At 32.0% G+C, this 23,418-nt stretch carries 13 protein-coding genes; all 13 read left to right on the top strand.

Annotated features, from left to right (window positions below):
* Positions 1–55: 55 nt before the first annotated feature.
* The 13 genes from anmK (at position 56) to MPAN_RS08690 (ending at position 23,413) form a co-directional block, all read left to right on the top strand.
* Complete coding sequence (gene anmK / locus MPAN_RS08750) at positions 56–1,195, top strand: anhydro-N-acetylmuramic acid kinase AnmK (protein ID WP_176239477.1); 1,140 nt, start codon at positions 56–58, stop codon at positions 1,193–1,195.
* A 44-nt stretch (positions 1,196–1,239) separates the two neighbouring features.
* Positions 1,240–2,538: a family 4 glycosyl hydrolase gene (locus MPAN_RS08745; RefSeq protein ID WP_176239476.1), complete on the top strand. Its 1,299-nt coding sequence runs from the start codon at positions 1,240–1,242 to the stop codon at positions 2,536–2,538.
* Position 2,539: 1 nt separating this feature from the next.
* The gene (locus tag MPAN_RS08740) at positions 2,540–3,760 is read left to right on the top strand and encodes a glycoside hydrolase family 10 protein (protein ID WP_176239475.1); all 1,221 of its coding nucleotides are present in this window, start codon (positions 2,540–2,542) and stop codon (positions 3,758–3,760) included.
* Positions 3,757–7,764 (top strand): family 10 glycosylhydrolase, encoded by a 4,008-nt coding sequence (locus MPAN_RS08735; protein WP_176239474.1) that lies wholly within the window; start codon positions 3,757–3,759, stop codon positions 7,762–7,764. The genes MPAN_RS08740 and MPAN_RS08735 overlap by 4 nt, the downstream gene beginning before the upstream one ends.
* Position 7,765: 1 nt before the next feature.
* Complete coding sequence (locus tag MPAN_RS08730) at positions 7,766–8,815, top strand: serine hydrolase domain-containing protein (protein WP_176239473.1); 1,050 nt, start codon at positions 7,766–7,768, stop codon at positions 8,813–8,815.
* Positions 8,816–8,817: 2 nt separating this feature from the next.
* Positions 8,818–12,057, top strand: a complete 3,240-nt coding sequence (locus MPAN_RS08725; protein ID WP_176239472.1) for an Ig-like domain-containing protein — start codon at positions 8,818–8,820, stop codon at positions 12,055–12,057.
* A 132-nt stretch (positions 12,058–12,189) separates the two neighbouring features.
* A complete protein-coding gene (locus MPAN_RS08720; protein WP_176239471.1) occupies positions 12,190–14,655 on the top strand; it encodes a hypothetical protein in 2,466 nt (821 codons plus the stop codon).
* A 243-nt stretch (positions 14,656–14,898) separates the two neighbouring features.
* On the top strand, positions 14,899–16,491 hold the full coding sequence (locus tag MPAN_RS08715; protein ID WP_176239470.1) for an extracellular solute-binding protein: 1,593 nt from the start codon (positions 14,899–14,901) through the stop codon (positions 16,489–16,491).
* 63 nt (positions 16,492–16,554) lie between these two features.
* A complete protein-coding gene (locus MPAN_RS08710) occupies positions 16,555–19,470 on the top strand; it encodes an extracellular solute-binding protein (RefSeq protein WP_176239469.1) in 2,916 nt (971 codons plus the stop codon).
* A gap of 16 nt (positions 19,471–19,486) precedes the next feature.
* Entirely contained in the window at positions 19,487–20,413 is a 927-nt protein-coding gene (locus tag MPAN_RS08705) for a carbohydrate ABC transporter permease (protein WP_176239468.1), read from the top strand.
* 1 nt (position 20,414) lies between these two features.
* Complete coding sequence (locus MPAN_RS08700; RefSeq protein ID WP_176239467.1) at positions 20,415–21,299, top strand: carbohydrate ABC transporter permease; 885 nt, start codon at positions 20,415–20,417, stop codon at positions 21,297–21,299.
* Positions 21,300–21,309: 10 nt separating this feature from the next.
* Positions 21,310–22,782: a hypothetical protein gene (locus MPAN_RS08695; RefSeq protein WP_176239466.1), complete on the top strand. Its 1,473-nt coding sequence runs from the start codon at positions 21,310–21,312 to the stop codon at positions 22,780–22,782.
* A complete protein-coding gene (locus MPAN_RS08690) occupies positions 22,772–23,413 on the top strand; it encodes a YIP1 family protein (protein ID WP_176239465.1) in 642 nt (213 codons plus the stop codon). The genes MPAN_RS08695 and MPAN_RS08690 overlap by 11 nt, the downstream gene beginning before the upstream one ends.
* Positions 23,414–23,418: the final 5 nt, after the last annotated feature.

Here is a 23,418-nt window from a genome sequence, read left to right as displayed (position 1 = left end):
CGCTTCCTTTTTTTATTGTGTTTTTGCTTTATAATGAAGGTGAAAAGGTGTGAAAATGAAAAAATTAGCGATTGGTTTAATGAGTGGGACATCTTTAGATGGTATAGATATCATCTTAGCTGAAATATCGGGTGTTTCTTTGGAAACAAAAGTAAAAGTCCTCAAAGAGAAAACATATCCATTTAAAGATAGTGTTGTCCAAAAGATAAAAGATGCAATGGATGATCAGTTGTCCTCATCAAAGTTAATAAGTAGTTTAAACGTAGAGCTTGGTTATGTATTTGGCGAAGCTATTTTAACTTTTTATAAAGACGAAAACATTGATTTTAAAGATATTAGTTTTATCGCATCTCATGGACAAACCATCTATCATATTCCAAATGATGAAGATCAGTTATTTAGATCATCATTACAGTTAGGCGAGGGTTCAATTATTAGTGAACTCTGTAAGACTACAGTGATCTCTAATTTTAGATTAGCAGATATTGCAAGTGGTGGTCAAGGCGCACCATTGGTCCCTTATGCGGATTACATATTATTTTCTGATTTGCATATCTCAAGAGCAATTCATAATATTGGTGGAATTGCTAATATGACATTTATACCAAAACTGGCAACTTTAGATGATGTGATTGCCTTTGATAGTGGGCCTGGAAATATGATGATTGATAAAGCTTGTCAATTGTTATATCAAAAGCGTTATGATGATCAAGGTGATATCTCCAGATCAGGAAAGATCATTAAAGAGATGTATGATCACATGATGAAACATCCATATTATAAGTTAAACTATCCAAAATCAACTGGTAGAGAAGCTTTTGGTGATAAATATACGCTAGATTTATTAAATCAATTTTATATGCATGAACCAAAAGATATCATGCATACTTTATCAATGGTTGTTATAGATTCAATTGTTGATAGTTATAAAAAAATCATAAAAAAGCCTATAGATGAACTTATTTTATGTGGCGGGGGAGCTCTTAATTTATTTATTAAAGAAGAGATAGCAAAAAAAATGAAAGAAACAAAAGTATCTGTATTAGAAGATTATGGATATAGCAGTCAATATAAAGAAGCATTAGCTTTTATAATTTTAGGAAATCAAACACTTAATCATTTGCCTTCAAATGTTAAATCAGCAACAGGAGCAAAAGATTATAAAATATTAGGACAAATCAACTATTATCGTTAACGCACATTGGATTAAATAAATCTAAATGAAAGTTGGATATTACTATGAGTAAGGAAGTTAAAATTGTTGTTATAGGTGGAGGATCATCATACACACCATTTTTAGTTCAAAACTTATTAGAAAGAAAAGATGAATTTACAGTTAGCGAGTTATGGCTAGTAGATATCAAAGAACAAGAACATCGTTTGAACATCGTTTTTGATTTTTCACAAGCGTTAGTTAAAAAAAGCCATGAAAATATAAAACTATTTAAATCTATCAATAGAAAAGAAGCATTGATAGATGCAGATTTTGTTATTACTCAAATGAATGTTGGTATGCATGAACAAAATCTAATGGACGAAAAGATTTGTTATGAAAATCATATGTATGCTAATGAATTTTTTGGAGTAGGTAGTGTTTTTAAAGCATTAAGAACTATGCCATTGATGTATCAAATCATTGATGAGATGAATGAAGAATGTGAACACGCTTGGATGATTAATTTAACTCAACCTATGGGTCTAATTAGCGAAGCGGTCATAAGATATGCTGAATTTGATAAATATATTGGTATATCTCACGTGCCATTAGATATGCAAACATGTTTTTCTAATATTTTAGAAACTAAGCCAAATCAACTTATTACTTATGTTGCTGGATTGAGTCCAATTTCTTTTATGACCAATGTATTTTGTAATCAAAAAGATAGATATAAAGATCTTATTGAAACCATAGTCAGACAAGAAGCTATGTGTTTTTGGTCAAAAGAACTTTTAAGAGATTTAGAAGTATTTCCTAGTCCTGATTTGAAATATGTTTATAAACAAAAAAACGTTTTAGATGATTTTGTTTTTAATTTTGAAAATCATCAAACTGATACTTTGTTAAATATAAAAATTGAAGCACAATTGTTTGAACACTATAAAAAACTAGATATTGATTCAGCAATGGCTTTATTAAAGACCAGAACAGGTATTGAACAATCTATTAAAGCAGTAACTTTAATAAGTTCAATGATTCAAGATAAAAGGGATTATCAAATTGTAAATACAATTAATAATGGGCACATAGCAGACCTACCTGAAAGCTCAGCTATTGAAATCACATCTAGAATTACAAAAGATGGGCCAATGCCGATACATATTTTTAGAATATCTAATCAAGTAAAGGGCTTATTACAACATATTAAATCATTTGAAGAATTGATTGCAGATGCTATTTATGAAAAGGATCTTAATAAAGTACTTCTAGCACTTAAAGTACATCCTTTAATGTATGATAATGAAGATATCAAAACAAGCTTTGATAAATTTATAGAACTAAATGAAAGTTATTTGACTTATTATAAAAAGGGGAAATAAAATGAAACTATACAAGTTTAAAGATAAAAGTGTTCCAATTAATTACTATAATACGAATAAACAAGTAAGTATCCCTAAACGCTACAAAGATAAAGCTTTTAAAGCGATGTGGATATCTAACGTATTAAATATAGATATGCCTACTACAGAGGATATAGAAGCTTACAAACAAAAAATCATTGAAATATTTGAAACTTGCAAAAGTTTTAATTTAAATGCAATATTTTTTCAAGTAAGAACAACTAATGATGCATTTTATAAATCTAAATTAAATCCATATAGTAGATATTTTACTGGTCAAGAAGGAAAAGAGCCTCCTTTTGATGTTTTGAAATGGATTATCGAGCAAGCAAGATTATATCATATAGAGTTTCATGCGTGGTGTAATCCATATAGAGTGTCTATGGTATCTAAATTATCAAAATTTGAGTATTTAGAGCAATGTGATGATTTAAACTTTGCAAAACAGCACCCAGATATGGTTGTAACCGATCATAGAGGGCAACTTATTTTAAATCCTGCACGAAATGAGGTAAAATCATTTATATTGGAATCAATGATTGAACTTGCTAGTAACTATGATATCGATGGCATTCATTTTGATGATTATTTTTATCCATATGGTGGATTAATCGAAAGTGATAATGATATCAAAGAATTCGAACAAAGAAAAGATATTGATCAATCTTTAGGAGACTTTAGAAGAGCTCAAGTTACCGATGTGATTAAAGATATGCATATTGAATTAAAAAAAGTGAATCCAAAATTAAGATTTGGAGTTTCTCCATTTGGCATTTGGAGAAACAAAAGTGAAGAACATTTTGGCTCAAACACTGATCCAAAATGTAGTCAAAGTTATAGTAATGAATATGCAGATAGTTATACATGGGTTAAAAAAGGTTATATAGATTATATAGTCCCACAAATCTATTGGGAATTTGGACATCCGATTGCACCATTTGCAGATATCGTCAATTTTTGGGTAGATGCAGTTAAAGGCACACATATAGATTTATATATCGGTCATGGACTTTATCGTTTAGGCAATGAAGGTGAATTTGAAAATCCTGATGAAATCGTCAATCAATTAAAATATGTATCAGCATTTAAAGAAGTAGGCGGACATGTGTTTTTTACATGCCATACATTCACAGATTCTGGAAAAACAGAACAAGGTGTAAAAAGAGTAAAAGATTTATTTATAGGAGGAAGGCATAAATGAAAAAAACTATAAGTGCAATACTTATCTTAATAGCTTTATCTATACTAGGCATTGGAATTAAAACAAATGCAGATGGCCCATTACAGGATTTAACTGTAAATGGAACACCTATCTATCACTATGGAACTAGTGATAGAGTGCAGACTCCACAAACTTATGTGGAAAAAACAAGTGAATTTAGAGGCGTATGGGTTGCAACTGTTTATAATTTAAACATGCCTCAACATTCAAACGAGGCTCAATATAAAGCTGCTTATGATGCTTTATTAGATAAAGTTGAAGCTTCGCACATGAACGCAATCTTATTTCAAGTTAGACCTAGAAACGATGCGTTTTATGCTAGTGCATATGCACCATTTAGTAGATATCTAACTGGAACTGAAGGTGGAGATCCAGGCTGGGATGTCATGGAATATCTAGTTAGTGAAGCACATGCTAGAGGTATCCAATTTCATGCATGGATGAATCCATATAGAGTAACAACAAACGCAAATGAAACCTTAGACTCACTTTATATTGATAATTTTGCAAGACAAAATCCAGAATTGGTTATTGCTGATAAAGAGGGAAAACTTATATTAAATCCTGGTGAACCAGCAGTTGTACAATATATAAAAAATGTTGTTTCTGAAATTATGGATTTATATGATGTAGATGGTATTCATTTTGATGATTATTTTTATCCATATGCAGGTGTTGATACGGATGGCGTAACTTATAATACGTATAAAGAAGTTAATGAAACATTAGCTGATTTTAGAAGAGAAAATGTAAATGATGCAATTCGTGGTGTTAAAGAAGTAGTTGACGCACATAATTTAGCTGAAGGCACAGATGTTAGATTTGGCGTTTCTCCTTTAGGACTTTGGAAAGTTGGCGAACCTGATGGAGCAAATGTTGCACCAGGATCATCACAAACTTATTATTCACAATACGCAGATACTAAAAAATGGGTAGATGAAGGTTGGGTTCATTATATGAATCCACAAATCTACTGGAATTTTAATCATAGTCTAGCCCCTTATGCAGATGTAGTTGATTGGTGGGTTGAGACAGTAAGAGGAACAGGTGTAGATTTAATTATTGGACATGGTATTTATAAAATAGAATATCCTACAACTGAATTTTATGAACAAATGAAGTACAATCAAAAATATCCTGAAATAAAAGGATCAATGCTATATAGTGCAGCATTTTTGCAAACAGCACATATGGATTATGTTGTTAATAACGCTTGGACAACAACACCTTTAAATATGTGGGCTACAAGTGATGTAGATTCACCAACATATGATATTACTGGAACATTTGATGATGGAGCATATAGATCTGATGTTGAAGTAAGTCTATCAGCAGCAGATGATGTTTACTATCATTTAGGTGATTTTAATTGGACACCTTACACAACACCATTAGAATTTAGTGAGCAAGGTAATCATGTTATTTACATAAAAGCAATTAACGCAAGCTTGCAAGAAAGTTTAGTTTCCAGTATTTCAATTGAGATCAATAAAATTAACTCAGATGTACCTACACTTGCAATTGCAGGCGATATGCTTGGAGATGATTATGTTATTGGATCTGTTGTGACATTAAGTTCTGATACATATCCAATATGGGTCGCTATAAATAAAGGATCTATTGGAGCATGGGAATTATATGATGGACCAATTACATTAAATGAAACAGGAAGATATTTCTTCCAAATTAAAACAATTAATGATTTTGGAATCGAATCGGCATTGTACACTCAAAGTATAGATGTCGCTCAAGAAGTTTTTGATGATCCTATCATATCTTTAACTGGAGTAGGAACTGATCCATATTATCAAAGTGTAGAAACTACACTTACAAGTGATGCACCTTCGATGTCTTATAAGATAAATGATGGCGATTGGATAGCGTATACAAGTCCATTTACCATAGATCAAGAGGGTAGTTATCAAATATCAGTTAGAAATGAAGATGGCTTGAAACATGTGGTTTCAAGAGAAGTCATTATAGATCAAACGATACCAAACGAACCTGTGATAACAATCACAGGAGAAAAAGAAGGTTTATACTATATCGAAGAAACAACAGTAACATTATCTTCATTAGATGATACAGATACTATATATTATAGACTTCATAATGGAACAAGCTGGTCTACATGGAAAGTATACAACCAAAGTATAGAATTTATATTTGAAGGTAATTTTACATTAGAATATTATGCTCAAGATCAAGCATTAAATACTTCTGAAGTATTAGACGAACGTCTTAGATTAGCTTTGCCTCCAACTGAAAACAATAGATTTGTTGTTAGAGAAGGAGAAGTAGTCAATTATTTTCAAACAGATACACCAATTGAGTTGCCGACAACATACACAGAAAAAACTGAAGAAATAAGAGCAGTATGGGTAGCAACTGTTGCAAATATTGATATTGGTATGCATGTTTCAGAAGCTTCTTATAAAACAGAAATTATTACAATGTTAAATAGATTAGAAGCTTTAAATTTTAATGTGATGTTTTTCCAAGTTAGACCGATGAATGATGCATTTTATGATAGTGATTATGCACCATGGAGTCGATATATCATGGGAGCTGAAGGTAGCGATCCAGGTTGGGATATATTTGGATTCATTATAGAAGAAGCACATAAACGTGGCATTGAAGTACATGCATGGTTAAATCCATATCGTGTATCAAATGAAACAGGAACCAAAGCATCACAATTAAACGCCTTACACGATGATAACTTTGCAAAACAAAATCCTGATTTAGTGATTGCTGGAGCGGATGGTAAACTCATCCTTAATCCTGGTGAAGCACGCGTTAGGGCATATCTTACAAATGTTGTTAGTGAGTTAATGAGTAAATATGATATTGATGGTATTCATTTTGATGATTATTTTTATCTAAGTAATATAGTCGCATCAGAAGATCAAGACGTATATAACAGAACAAAAAATGTAGGTGAAGAACTATACGATTGGAGAAGAAGAAACGTCGATATGATGATTGAAAACTTATCTAATGTGATTAGTACTTGGAATGAAAATCAAAATACAAATATCAAATTTGGAATTAGTCCATCAGGCATCTGGAAATCAAAATATGATTACAGTGGAAACATTAGACCAGGTGGCGAATTAGGATCACATACATCTTCAACATTCGAAAGTTATAACTATGCATATGCAGATACTAGAAAATGGGTTATGGAAGGATGGTTAGATTACATCATGCCACAACTTTATTGGCAATTTGATCATAGTAGTGCACCATTTGCTGATTTAGTAGATTGGTGGGCAGAACTTACAGAAGCATCAGGTGTTGATTTAATTATCGGGATAGGATTTTATAGATATACAGATAATACATGGGATGATCCAAATGAATTAACAGAACAATTAAGATATATTTCTCAATACGATAGTATTATTGGTAGTTCTTTCTTCTCATATAAAACATTAAATAATTTAAATGCAAACGTTGTTAGTTCATTAGAAAGAATGGCAACAACTTATTGGACAGAATATCCATCATTCCCTTGGGAAAGTGATGTGGTTAAACAAGCTGAACCTGTTGATCAACCAATATCTAGCATCACTGGCGATATCGTTAGTGGTTCAAAATATGAAGATAGTGTAACCATCACTTTAGTTTCAGATGATGATATCTATTATAAAATAGGAAATGGAACTTGGATTTTATATTCGACTCCTATTACATTTGATCAAGTTGGTGTCTATTCACTTTCATTTAAAGCTGTTGATGATCAAGGCATAGAAAGCACGATTAGTGTTTTAAATGTAGAGGTTATTGATACAACATGCGCTGCTGGATATGAATATGTCAACGGATCATGTGCTTTGATTGAAGAAGAGGAAGTTGATCCTCCAAAGACTGGATGTTTTTCAGCAATTAGTACAAGTAGTGCAATCTTTATAACATTTGCTTTAGTACTAGGAACATCTTTAGTTGTTATGGTTAGAAAAAAAGAAAAAGTGATTTAATATGATTACTCAAGAGATAAAAAAAGTGCTCGAGGAAGGTGTTTCCAAGAAACACTTTCCAGGCGCACACTTTTCAGTAATTTATAAAAATAAAGAACCTTTAGTTGATTATGTAGGATATAAAAGTACTTATCCTAAATTAGAACCTTTAAAAGGTGATGAAATCTATGATATCGCATCTTTAACAAAAGTTGTATCTACAACAACGTTAATCATGAAGTTAATTGAAGATAAAAAATTAACATTAGATACAAAAGCATCAGATATTCTTACATGGTTTCAAATAGAAGATATAACAGTTTATGATCTTTTAACACATAGCTCAGGATTGCCTGCAGATATAGCTCGTGCATTTAAACTAAGAAATAAAGAAGAAGTGCTTTTTAATATTAAAAGTGCTAAAATAATATATAAGAAGCACACACATATTTGCTATTCAGATATTGGATTCATATTGTTAGGATTAATGATTGAAGAAATTACAAAAAAATCATTAGATGAAAATGGTTATGAACTTATCTTTAAACCACTTGGTATGAAAGATACGTCTTATCATCCAGATGCAATAAGATGTGCACCAACAGAAAAACGAGATGATGAAGTCTATCAAGGCTTATTACAAGGGAAAGTTCACGATGAAAAAGCATTCGCTTTAGGCGAAGCAGGACATGCAGGGCTTTTTTCAACTGCTTATGATTTATCATTATTTATTAAAGCAATATTAGAAAACAATTTCGTTTTAAAAAAAGAAACCCTAGATATGTTGTTTCTAGTTAGAGAAGAACATCCTTCTTTAAAGGGGAGTTTATTGAAAAGAGCATTAGGATGGGACAAACCTACTAAAGGTAGTTCAGCTGGTGACTTTGTAGATTTTGAACAAACCATATTACATACAGGCTTTACTGGATGCAATATGTTTATAGATAGAAAAAATGGGATAGGCTTTGTATTATTATCTAATGCAGTTCATCCTAAAAGAGAATTAAATCAAATTATTGGATATAGAAATCAATTATCTAATATGATATATAAAAAAAGTGGAGGAAAATGAAAATGCTTAAAAGAGGAGTTTTGAGTTTATCGTTTTTACTTGTATTGTTTGTCTTGTTTTCTTGTGGCAAAGAAATCTCTTTATCTGCTGATGACTTATCAGTAACAGTTAAAGTAGGAGAGACTTATCAAATAGAAGTAGATACAAATGATGATTTAGTTTTATATGAATCTAGTGATGAAAGTGTTTTAACAATTTCAACTAGTGGATTAGTCAGTGCATTAAAAGTAGGGAATGCAGATGTTAAGGTCACTTCAAAAGCAGATGCTAATGTATTTATTACAATATCTGTGACAGTTGAAACTAACATTGAAATTACAGCTACAACCAATGCATATACTCTTACAGTGGGCCAATCTGTTGAAATTATGTATACATCAAATGATGATGTAACACTTACATCAGATGATGAAGACGTTTTTACAGTTGAAAACGATATGGTTACTGGTGTTGGTGAAGGTCAAGCAACATTAACCATTACATCTGATACGGATGCTACGGTTATTTTAGAAATTTCAATTACTGTAAGAAAATCAATTACATTATCAGTTGACCAATCAAATGTAGAAATATGGGTTGGTAAAACTGAACAAATAAGCTACACTTCAAATGATGATGTAGAATTTAGTGTTTCAGATGATTCAATTGCAACTGTTTCACAATCAGGATTAATTACTGGACTTGATAATGGATTAGTTACAATCGATGTCGTTTCTACATATGATCAAAGCGTGAAAGAAACTATTACCCTAAGAGTTTATAACCCAGCAGAAACCTTAATCATTACAGGTAGTCAAATGATTAATGTAAACAACGTGATGGTTTTAAATGCTGATGTTGGACCTGATGATGCATATGAGTATGTTACTTGGTCATCAAGTGATGAAGATGTTGCAACAATCAGTGAAACTGGTATATTTATGGCATTATCTTCAGGTGTTGTTACCATTACGGCTACTTCAATTTATGATGAAACTTTATCAAGTGAGATTGTTATTGAAGTCGTTAATTACTTAGTCGTAGATGAAACTACAACTACAGGATCAACTTTAACTTATATGGGGTTAGATTTAACATATGATGTAGATTTATTTTCTACAATATCTGCAGCTGAAGCTAGCGCAGTTGAAGGATCTACAATTTATGTTTTAGCAGGTACATATCAAGAAGATATTACAATATCAACTGCTAACCTAATCATTGATGGAACCGATGTGGCAATTATTGATGGACTCATTCAAGTTAATAGTAATCATGTAAAATTGATGAATCTTAATTTTAGTGGACAAGCTCAAATCACAAATGCACTTAATGTTAACGGATTTGAATTTATGAATAATCAGGCATCAAATTTAACTGTTGATCAAAACTTTCTTGATCTTGATACAATTTCAGATGTTGTCATTAATCATAATACATTTACAAATACTTTAGGCGCAGCAATATCTATTCAAAACTACTTAGGTGGTTTAATAGAAGTAAATAACAATACAATTAGTCAAGCAAGTGTTGGTATTAGATTAATCGCAAGAGATAATTATGATAGCGAAACAAAAGTTCACATTGAAAGAAATCAAATAAGCAATGTTGCAATCGGACTTGAAATAGAAACTCTATCTTCAAACGATATTCAAGATCGTGTAAGATTTAATTCAGTTAGTGCATATACAAATTTAGCTGTGAAAGCTAATGCAGATCATAAAGTAGACTTTACTTTAAATTATTGGGGAGCTGAAACTCCTGTATATGCTGATTTTGAAAATGTTTCAAATTATGACTTAAGAGGATATTATGGAGAAGCAGCTGATATCATCAGTGAAGCAAATTATCAAGAAGGCGAAATTATTAAAATAGTTACAGACACTGATACTGTAGAAATAATTATCGGCGACACATATAAGGTTTCATTTGAAACTCTACCTATGGAAGCAGACTCAGGAAGTGTTAGATATATCACATCTGATTCAGAAACTTTAAGAATAGGTGGTACAGGCATCTTAAGTCCTGTTAGAAGTGGACAAGCAACATTAACCATATTGCTTTCAAGTGATTTTACAATTAATGCACAAATCACTATAGTAATAACAACTACTCCAGGTATTGAACTCACACCTACAGTTAAAATGCAAAATCTTCTTGTTGGTGATTCATTTACTTTAGATGCAATGGTTTTCCCATATGATATAAGTGATGAAGATGTCTCATTTGAATCAGATGATACTTTAGTTGCAACAATTAATCAAGAAGGCGTTATTTCATCTCATAATGCTGGTGTTGTAACATTTACAGCTAAACTTATTAGTGACCCATCAGTAAATCAAACATTTACAGTAGAATTTTTTGGTTCACTTAACGATGGTAACTTATTAGATTTATTAACTAAAAACCAGGTAAATTATACTTCAGAGCATGAAATCACAGCTTATGGTATTGGATATAATTATACGATTACAAGATATGAAAATGTATCTCGCTATTATTTTGGAGAAATTGAAGCCAATCAATCTAAGATGATACCAGTCTTTGACGGTATTAGACCGGGTGAACCATTTGATGATCTTCCAGACGGAGTTACACAATATAACCCTTATAACGTTTATTGGGTAGTTGTTCATGATACAGCTAATACTGGTACAGGTGCTGGTGCTTTATCACATGCTAATTACTTATGGAATGCATATCAAGCAGGAACACAATTATGGGTTTCATGGCATTTTACAATGGATGATAAAGAACTTTATCAACATTTACCAGAGACTGAAAGAGGCTATCATGCCGGCGATGGATCAGTTCAAGTGCTTCAAGGAACTACATACCTTGGTGGTGGAAATAGAAATGGCATTGGTATTGAAACTGGTGTTAATGATGACTCAGATCTTTTTAGAACATGGTCAAGAACTGCTAAATTAGTTGCAGAATTATTAAACAAATATAACCTTCCAAGAGAAAATATGAAATACCATAATGACTTTAGTGGAAAAGATTGTCCGAGAACAATGAGAAACGCTGGATTGATTCCATATTTTGAAGAACTTCAAGATATAGAATACGCAGTTGAAAAAGATTTTAGTGACGCTAATATCACTTTAGTTTCTGATAATCCTGAATATGTTGACAATACAGGTAGAGTTATAAAAATGCCTGATCGCGCAATGACAGTTAGCTATACAGTGACAGTAGAACTTGATGGCGCAACAAGTTCAAGAACATTCTATACATACCTTCCAGGTACTATTCACTAAAATAACTGAAAAAAATATTCAAACTGTGCAAAAACCAATGAAAAATTACGCAAATCATAAATGTGCATTGACAGCGTTTTCATTTGGTATTAAAATACTGTTGAACGTTTAAAAAAAATAGGAGGAAAATAAATGAAGAAATTAGTAGTATTTTTATTACTAGGATTTGCATCATTTGCATTAATAGCTGGAAACAGTTCATATGCAGCTGATGAACTTGTTGATTTATATCCATATGATCAACAAGCATGTTTAGAAGGAACTAACGAATGTACATTCACAAAACTTGGTTCTTCACATTGGACAATGGAATTTGCAGGCTATAGATACCATTTTGTTAGAGGCGCTGACAGATATGTTAAGGATTTTGAAGATGACAACTCTAATGGAATTATCACTTCAGATGAAATGGGTACATTATCATGGAATGCATTTGCAGGATTAATTATTAATGATACAGATGCTGATGTGATTTTAGGTACATCAAATGCAAGAACAGATTTAACTTCAGTTGTTCATAGAAAATATTCATATTTTGATGAAACTGGTCAATTAGCTATGTTTGAAGACCACATCTCAACTTATTATATTTTCAATGATGGTACTGCACTTGCTCCAGACTGGCGTTTAGCTACTGAAGCAGAAGCTACTGCATATGATGCAGCAGATCCAAAACCTGAAACAACAAGATTAACTCATATCAGAATGGCTTTGGATACAGTTGATACTGATGGATATGTTATTGAACCAATAGGTTACTTAAAATGGACTAATGCTGACGTAGATACTGCAGTAGATACAGATCCAGAAAATTGGTCAACAATCATCAATGGTGATGGCGTTATTTATGATGGTAATCCAAATTATGTAACAGTTAAAGCAGGTTGGACAGTTGTTTCTTGGGGTACTTTAGATAGAGGTACATCAAACCCAGCTACAACAGCTTATATCCAAGATATGCCTGAATTTATGTTAGATGACACTTTAGATCCTATGGTTACAATGTATGAAGAACAACCAGCTATGTTTGCAGGTATTACTGCATTAGACAATGATTTAGTAACTGCTGGTGTAAATATCGTTGTTGATTACAATGGTACATTTGATCTTGATCCTATGGTAACTGCTTCATGGGTTGATATGTTTGATGACCAAGGTATGATTATTAACGCTACTGAAAAAATCGATTATGCTGTAACTATCTCTCAAGATGGTACAGATTTAGAAACAATAGACTTTACATATGATTCAGTAACAGATATGTATACTGCAAGTGCTGCAGTTACTGCAATTGATTCATCTATGTTTGGTGCTGGTTACAAAGCTACTTGGATGGCAACTACTCCTGAAGGCGTTGCTCAAGAAGTATCAGCTGACATCGTTATTGGTGTTATGCCTCCAACATTTAGTGGTGTTGAAGATAGATTTGTTGACCAAAATGTTTTCGTAGATGTTTTAAAAGGAATTACTGCTGATGACGGTTATGGAAATGACAAGACTATGGATATCGAAGTATCTTATCCATCATCTCTTAACCCATATGCTCCTTTCCCAGGAGAATATACAATTGATTTAGAATTCACTCATAATGTTTTCTTCCCAGGTACTGATACATCATATACCTTAGATGGAACTGAATATGTAAGCGAATTAACAGTAAATCAAGTTGTTACAAACTTTGCTTCTCTAATTTCAGTTTATACTGATGTTACAAACCTTAAGACTTCTTCATTTGGTTGGAGTTCAGCTGGTGTTGTAATTGAAGTTGCTGGCGATGGTACAATTATTCAAACCATTAACCGTAGAACTTGGGATTTAGTAAATGAAACATACACTGCCGATGCTCCTGGCGATGGCTCTGGTGTATTTACTGATTGGATCGCAAATATGACATTAGAAGAAAATGGATTTGTAATAGTTATTGGTGTTAGTACAGCAAACTATACATTAGCTCGTGGACTTAACTTTGGAGATTCAGTTGCATTTAATAATGAAAGTATTCCAGATTTCAGTTATGATATCGTTACTGAAGCTAGTTATGTATTAACAGTTGATGATATGACTGCTCCAATCGCAATAGTTGTTAATGATAACTATTCATTCTATTCTGGTGAATATAGCAATGTTAATAACGCTATCTTAGCAAACGTAGTTGCATATGACTTTACTGATTCACAAGATAATTTAGTTAAATATGTATCTAATAATGGTGGATTAAATATTTTCTTAGCTGGAACTTATACAGTTGAAGTTACAGTTGAAGATTTAGCTGGTCACACTGCAGTTGTTGAATTTGATGTTGTAGTTATGAAAGCTATAGCTACAAAAGCTGATATCGATGCTAAAATTGATGAAGCATTAGCTAATGAAATTCAAGCATTAATCGATGCTAACGTTCTTACAGAAGCTGACATTCAAGCATTAATCGACGCTAACGTACTTACAGAAGCTGCTGTTCAAACATTGATCGACGCTTCAGTTGAAGCAATTCCTGAAACAGGTTGTGGATCTGCAATTAATGGTACTAGTGCAATCTTTATTACATTTAGTTTAGTATTAGGCGCTTCTGCAATATTCTTTTTCAGAAGAAGAAGATAAACTAATTAAATAAATAATTAGATAAATTAATCTTTATAGAAAAGTGCCCGATAAATATTATCGGGTGCTTTGTCTTTTATGCCCCTAATATCTATGATATTAGATGCTATAAGTGAAAATTATTTTTCATATGTGAAAATATGGATTTTTGCTCTATAAAACACATCAAAAAAATAGTATAATTAACATGTGAAATAATATAACTACATGTAAATAATTTATTAAGAAAAGAGAGGATATAAAATGAAAAAGATTTTAGGGATATTTTTAGTATTAGCTCTAGCTTTTGGTATCGTTGCTTGTGGTGGCGAAGATCCAGTAGATCCGATTGATCCTGTTGATCCAGATGCAACTGCATCGATCTCAGGAGTTGCTGATACGACTATAGATTTTGGAGTCGTATTTGATCCGTTAAATGGTGTTTCAGCTACAGATTCAGTTGATGGTGCAATTGCAATTGCAAATATTACTGTTACAGGTGCTGTTAATACAAGTAGTGCTGGTACATATACACTAACTTACAAAGTTACTGGTAGCGATGGCAAAGAAGTAACGGCTACTAGAAGAATTACTGTAAGAACAGAAGATGGTGAAGTTCCAGAACCAACAGAAATCGTTATTATGCATGGAGCTCCATATGAAGTGGACCCATTTCATGAAGACTTTTCTGGTACAGAACAAGCTGCAAGACAAGCAAAACAAAGAGAAGTTGAAGATAGATTAAACGTTGAAGTCGTTTACAAAGCTTATCCTGCAAGTGCTGCTTGGGGACCAGACCGTGTAACATCAATTATTAATGCTTCAGTTGCTGGTGAACCATTAGCTGACCTATATTGGACAACTAGTGACTGGGTTCAACAATTAGCTGATGCAAACGCAATCGTTCCAGTTGATCAATATTTATTAACTCATGGAACAAATATTCATGAAGATTATACAATGGTTGGCGAATATGCAAATAAGGTATATGGTTTTGGTGCAAATAACTTAACTGTAGATGTTGGATTATATTATAATGCTGATTTAGTTTCAAGTTTAGGTGTTGATAATCCATCACAATTATATTTAGATGGTGATTGGACATGGAGTGAATTTGAAGCCTGGGCACAAGAAGTACAAACTGCAGTAACTACGCTAGGTGAGGATTATTATGCTTTAGGTGGTGTTCCAAGTCCTTATGCTGAATCTATGGTTGCACTTAATGGTGGTAGTTTAATTAACGCAACTACTGGTAGAGTATCATTTGCACAAAGTCCTGCACTTGAAACATACACATTCTTATCTGATTTATATAACCAAGGTTTATTTGAACCTAATGGTCAATATGATGCAGGTAGTCCTTTATGGCAAACTGGTAAAGTTGCTATGCATCCAGGTCATTTATGGTTTGTAAATGCAGATAACAGATGGGGCGGACTAGCATTCGAATTAGGATTTGTTCCATATCCTGTATCAGATAGCTTTACAGGCGATTATGTTTCACCAATATCAGGTGTTGCAATTTATAATGTAGCAAGTGGTATGAGTGCAGAAAGAGAAGAATTAGTATTCCAAGTATGGAATGAATTACAATTGTGGAAAACTGAACAAGAATTAGCTGATGAGTTTGAATTAACTTTATTAACTAAATTTGATGATGAGTTATATGTTGAAGCTTACTTAGATATTTATGACAGCGTTTATTTAGAATTAATCAACGCAATTGGTATTAGTGCATATGGTGAAAATGGTTGGAGAAGAAATATCAATTTAGGTATTAGAGAAGGTACCGCAAGAACAGAAATGGATAGAATTAAACCTATCTATGAAACTGCATTAGAAGATTATTTAAACTGATAGAATTTAAAGCTGATCCCCCTTTAATATTAAAGGGGGATTATTCAAAGGGAGTGTTTTGTAATGAAAAAATTTATTATTATAACTTTATCAATTATATTAGTAATTACAGTATATGCAATTATTGATAGCCTCGTTGTTGGTGCACAAACAAGATATTTAGATTATAATAGAGAACCTGTTCCTGAAACTGATCAAACTGAGTTAGGTGATTATGACGCATCTGCTTATTTTAGCTATGTAGAAAATCACCCTGCAATATATCCAGCTGATCAAGTCATTACAATAAATGCTTCTAATTATAGTAGTATCGAAGGCAAACAAGAGATCTTAGATCGTTATGAAGATGTCGCAAATCCATTACTTACTTTAGAAAGTGGATCTGCTACTTGGAATTTTATTGTTGATGTTGAAGGTTTTTATAATATAAAACTTAACTATTTTCCATATGAAGGGAAAAGTTCATCGATTGAAAGAGTACTTATGATTAATGGAGAAGTACCATTTGATGGTGCAAATAACATAGTCTTTCATCGTATATGGTCAACTCAAGGAGAAAAAACAATAGACATTCATGGTAATGATATTAGACCTAGCCAAATAGAAACGCCTTTTTGGACAAGTGATTTTGTTAAAGATTCTATAGGTTATGTAAATCAACCATATGCATTTTATTTTGAACAAGGTATAAATACATTGACCTTAGAGTCTATAAGAGAACCATTACTTATTGATTCAATAGAATTAGTATCTGTTAAAGAAGTAAACGATTATGTAGATGTTTATCAAACATATGTACAAAATGGATATCAAGTCGTAGAAAATGAAACCATTATTAATCAAGCTGAAGATCCATATTTCACATCATCTCCTACACTTTATGCTTTAAATGATAGAACAAGTCCATTAACAATGCCAAGTGACCCATCATTAATTAAGCTAAATACAATCGGTGGAGCAAATTGGAGAGTTTCTGGAGATAAAATAACGTGGGAATTTGATGTTGAGGAAACAGGATTACATTCAATTAGCATGAGAGTTAAACAAAAATTAGCATCTGGTATGAATGTCAGTAGAAATATATATATTGATGGAGAGCTTCCATTTACTGAAATGGAGAACTTCCAATTTGCATATTCAAATCAATGGCGTATTCAAACATTAGGTACAAATGATGAGGCATTCTTATTTTATTTAGAAGCTGGAACTCATGAAATTACGATGGAAGTCTCACTTGGAGAATATGGACCATTAATTGCACAAATTCAAAACTCAATAAATGAGTTAAATAAACTTTACAGAGAAATTTTAGTTTATACAGGACCTGAACCAGATCCTTATAGAGACTATGAATTAGAAAAGCGAGTTGTTAATTTAGTTTCTAGATTAGATGAACAACGTATCAATCTAACAAATATTAGAGAAAGAATTATAGAAATATCAGGATCTAAAAGTGAGAAAACAGGTATTCTAGATACGGTTATTCTTCAATTAGAAGACTTTGTTCAAAAACCTAGAGAAATCCATAAAAACTTAACAAATTACAGTGCAAATATTTCTTCACTAGGTACACTAGTTATTCTTTTATCAGAACAACCTTTAGAAATAGATTACTTCATGATTCATGATCCAGAAGTTAAACTTCCACAAAACAAGGCATCTTGGTTTAATCGCATGATATTCAGTATTCAAGCATTTATTGCAAGTTTTACAACTGATTATGCAGCAATTGGTCAAACTGAAGCTGGCAATGTTAATGAAACTATTGAAGTTTGGTTATCTGTTGGTAAAGACCAAGCAAATATTTTAAGAAAACTTATTGATGAATCATTTACACCAGAATTTGGTATTCAAGTGGATTTAAAACTTGTGAATGGTGCAGTCTTATTACCAGCAACACTTGCTGGTGAAGGACCAGATGTTGCGATGGGTGTTGGTTACAACATACCAGTTAATTACGCGATGAGAAATGCATCTTATGATTTATCACAATTTGATGATTTTTATACAGTTAAAGATAGATTTATGGATAGTGCTATGGTGGGCTTTGAATATGAAGGTGGTTACTATGCACTTCCAGAACAACAAATATTTTTAATGATGTTTTATAGAACTGATATTTTTGAAGAATTAGATTTACCAGTTCCAGATACTTGGAGAGATGTAATCTCAATGATTCCAGATCTTCAAAAACATAACTTAGAATTTTATCTACCAGTTCCAATTACTCAAGGAGCAGTTGCTAACTTACCTGCAAATCCAATATTCTCCACAATGTTTTATCAAAATGATGGCGAATTTTATATTGATGGTAATAAACAAAGTGGATTTAATGAAGGTAAAGGACCTGAAGTATTTGAAACATGGACACAATTTTACACAGACTATTCATTCCCTGTAGAAGCAAACTTTGTGAATAGATTTAGAAGTGGGCAAATGCCTATTGGTATAACTTACTATAATGTCTATAACACTTTAAGTGTATTTGCACCTGAAATTAGAGGCAAATGGGATTTTACAGCTGTACCTGGTACAGAATATGAAGATGAATTTGGAGCAACTCAAATTAGAAGAGATACAGTATCTACAAATACTGGCGTTATGATCATGGATCAATCAAACAAAAAAGATGCTTCATGGGAATATTTAAAATGGTGGACCTCAACTGACATTCAAGTTCAATTCGGACGAGAAATGGAAGGTATCTTAGGTGCAGCAGCACGTTATCCTACTGCAAATGTTGAAGCATTAGCACAATTGCCATGGACAGTTAAAGAGTATCAAAAACTATATGCTCAATGGCAATGGGTTCAAGGTGTACCAGAAGTACCTGGTGGATATATGACAGGTAGACATTTAGATAATGCATTTAGATTGGTTATTAATGAATTATCTAATCCACGTGAGACAATCTATGATTATGTACAAGTTATTAATGATGAAATCGAGAAGAAGAGAAGAGAATTTGATCTAGATTAAGAAAGGAGGCATTCGTATGCAAAAACAAGTAAACCTAAAATTGACTAAACGTCAACTTTTATGGAAAGAAATGAAAAAAAACAAACACAATTACGTACTAATGGCTCCGTATGTTATATTATTTCTTACATTTACGATTATTCCTGTTTTTATGTCTTTAGGGATTAGTTTTACTTATTTTAATTTACTTGAAAGCCCTAGATTCATAGGATTAGACAATTATACAAAATTATTATTAGAAGATGATGTATTTATCATCGCTTTAAAAAACACACTTATACTTGCGGTTGTAACTGGACCGGTAAGTTATTTGCTAGCATTTGTATTTGCTTGGTTAATTAATGAATTAAAACCTAAATTAAGAGCTTTTATGACATTAATCTTTTATGCACCATCCATCTCAGGGAATGCCTTTTTGATTTGGTTACTTATATTCTCTGGTGATGTTCATGGTTATGCAAATGCAATTTTAATGAATTTAGGATTTATAGATAACCCTATATTGTGGTTAAAAAATCCAGATTACATGTTATTTGTTATTATTTTAGTTCAATTATGGTTAAGCTTAGGTGTATCATTTCTTGCGTTTATCGCTGGTCTTCAAAGTGTTGACAAAACACTTTATGAAGCAGGTGCAATTGATGGTATTAGAAATAGATGGCAAGAACTATGGTTCATTACATTGCCTTCTATGAAACCACAATTATTATTTGGTGCTGTTATGCAGATTACCACATCATTAGCGATAGCCGAGGTTTCAATGCAACTGGTGGGCTTCCCGTCTATTCAGTATGCAGGACACACGATTGTAACCCATTTGATTGACTATGGGTCTACAAGATTTGATTTAGGGTACGCATCAGCGATTGCGACTCTATTATTCTTAATTATGATGACGACGAATATTGTTGTTCGATCTATCTTAAGAAAGGTAGGTGAGTAACATGAATTCTATCATTGAGAATATTAAAAATAGAAAATATAGAAAGAAAAAAAGAATAAATAGATCAAAAGCTGGAGATATTACTTTATTTGCAATTCTACTTTTATTTGGTGCTTTTAGTGCGTTTCCACTAATTATGACAGCATCTAATGCATTTAAACCGTTAGATGAATTATTCTTGTTTCCACCAAGATTATTACCAAGAAATATAACTTTTGATAACTTTAGAGATTTATCTGAATTAATGAGTAATTCATGGATTCCGTTTACAAGATATTTCTTTAATACAATTTTAATTACTGTTTTAGGTACATTTGGACATGTATTAATAGCTTCAATGGCTGCTTATCCGCTTGCTAAGTATAAGTTCCCTGGGAGAACGCTTATTTTTACACTTGTTGTTTATTCCCTAATGTTTGCGCCTCAAGTTACTGCAACTCCTAACTATATTATTATTTCTAGATTAGGACTAATTGATAACCCAGCTGCAATCATTTTACCTGCTATTGCATCATCCTTAGGTTTATATTTGATGAAGCAATTTATGGAACAAATTCCAAATGAATTAATCGAAAGTGCTAAAATTGATGGTGCGAGTGAATATCGCATATTCTTTACCATTGTTATGCCTTTAGTTAAACCTGCATGGTTAACACTTATTATCTTATTATTCCAAAGATTATGGATCACTGATGGTGGATCATTTATTTTCAGTGAGGAATTAAAACCTGTAAGTTATGCTTTAAGACAAATTGCCCAAGGTACGATTGAACGTGCTGGAACGATTGCTGCAGTCTCTTTCATTATGATGATAGTCCCTGTAACATTCTTCATCTTTTCACAATCTAGGATTGTTGAAACGTTCTCTCATTCCGGCATGAAATAGGAGGGTTGATATGAAACTATTTATGATATTTTCCATGTTAATCACATTGCCTGTTCAATTGTCTGTTGTAAGATATAACTATTCTTATTATGGCGAGGTTATCCACTCTGCGCCAGGTATGAACTTTGCAACCTATTTTAACGGTAATACGGCTGGAACAACTTTTTCTTCACCAGAAGATATAGTTGTATTTGACGACGTGATTTATATGATTGATTCAGGTAATAACACTTTATATGCAATCGATTCAGATTTTGAGTTGATTTCTCAGCATGTAAGTTTTCCAATTAGTGCAACATATCAAGAAACTTTAGAAAGCCAAGGTGAAACGGTATTTGATGATCTTACATTTAACTCACCTTACGGTCTTGAAGTCAAAGAAAATGCAATCTATGTAGCTGATAGTGGTAACTTTAGAATTGTTAAACTAAATCACAGTTATGAAGTTATAGATGTCTTTGATGATATTAAAGATGCAACATTTGATGAAATTAATTTTGAACCAAGAAAGATTACAGTAGATGGTTCGGAAAGAATGTATGTCGTTGCTAGAAATGTTTATGAAGGCATTTTAGAGTTAGATACAAATGGAGATTTTAATAGATTTACAGGGGTTAACCCAGTTTCTCTAAATCCAATTGAAATATTCCAAAGATCCATTATGACAGAAGAACAACTTGCACAACTTCAACTCTATCTACCTACTGAATATACTAATGTTGTTATGAATGATAAAAATTTCATTTATGCAACAAGTAAACCTGCTGATGATAATGCAGAAAATATTATTCAGTTAATTAATCCAAAAGGTGTTGATGTATTAAAACGTAATGGTTACCATCCACCTATGGGAGATATTCAGTATATTGAAGGACAAAATAACTATGTTATTGATGGACCAAGTTCTTTAGTTGATATTGCTTATACGAATGATGGTATATTTACTGTTTTGGACCAAAAGAGATCAAGACTATTCACATATGATAGTGAAGGTAATCTTCTATATATCAATGGAGATGAAGGCGCACAATCAGATAAGTTTTCTGAAGGTGTATCTTTGGCTTACTTAAATGATAATCTATTAGTTTTAGATAGAAAAGCAAGAACTGTCATTGTTTATCAATTGACTGATTTTGGTGCTAAAGTTAATGAAGCAATTATGTATCATACAAACGGAGAGTTTGCTAAAGCTGCTGAAATATGGGAAGAAGTATTAGTTTTAAATACGAATTATGAAATTGCATACAATGGCATTGGTAAATATTATCTACGCGAAGGTATGTTTAAAGAAGCATTAGAATATTTTAATTTAGGACATGATCGCTATTACTACTCTAAAGCATATAAAGCTTATCGTAATGATAAACTAAAATCTAATTTTGGCTATATTATTGGAGGTATTGTTTTAATTGCTGGAACAGTTATAGGATTTAAGATCAGATCTACTTACAAAAAGGGAGGTTCGATTTTATATGAAGACTAAACTTAAAAAGTTTTGGTTTAATTATTTTAGCTTCCCTAAATATATTTTATTTCACCCTTTTGATGGTTTTGATGAGTTTAAAAGATATAAAAAAGGGAAACTCAGTGTAGCAATAATTTTTATTTCACTCTTTGCGTTTTTTAGAATTTTCTCATATCAAAATGAAGGATTCTTAATCAACGAAAGAAACCCTTTAATGCTTAACAGTTTACAAGAGATATTTTCTGTTGTGTTGTTAATTGCGCTCTTTACTATAGGTAACTGGTCAGTAACAACGTTAATGGAAGGTAAAGGTAAATTCAAAGAAATCGTTATGATGACTGGATATGCATTATTCCCAATCATTTTAATTGGTTATCCTGCGGTTATCTTATCTAATTTCTTAACATTAGAAGAAATGGCTTTTTATCAATTATTAATGGGACTAGCATATGTATCAACAGCGTGGATGTTATTTATGGGTGTATTAAACATACACCATTATGGACTTGCAAAAACAATATTGGCTTTTATCTTAACAGTGGTCGCAATGGCAGTCATGATGTTTTTTGGTTTGTTATTTTTTGATTTGATTCAACAATTTATCGAATTTGTATTATCGATATATGAAGAATTAAATCTTAGATATTAGAGGTG

Source organism: Mariniplasma anaerobium (assembly GCF_016865445.1).
Taxonomy (GTDB): domain Bacteria; phylum Bacillota_I; class Bacilli_A; order Acholeplasmatales; family Acholeplasmataceae; genus Mariniplasma; species Mariniplasma anaerobium.
Note: the sequence above shows the minus strand (reverse complement) of the source record. Positions and strands in the feature narration are given on the sequence as shown.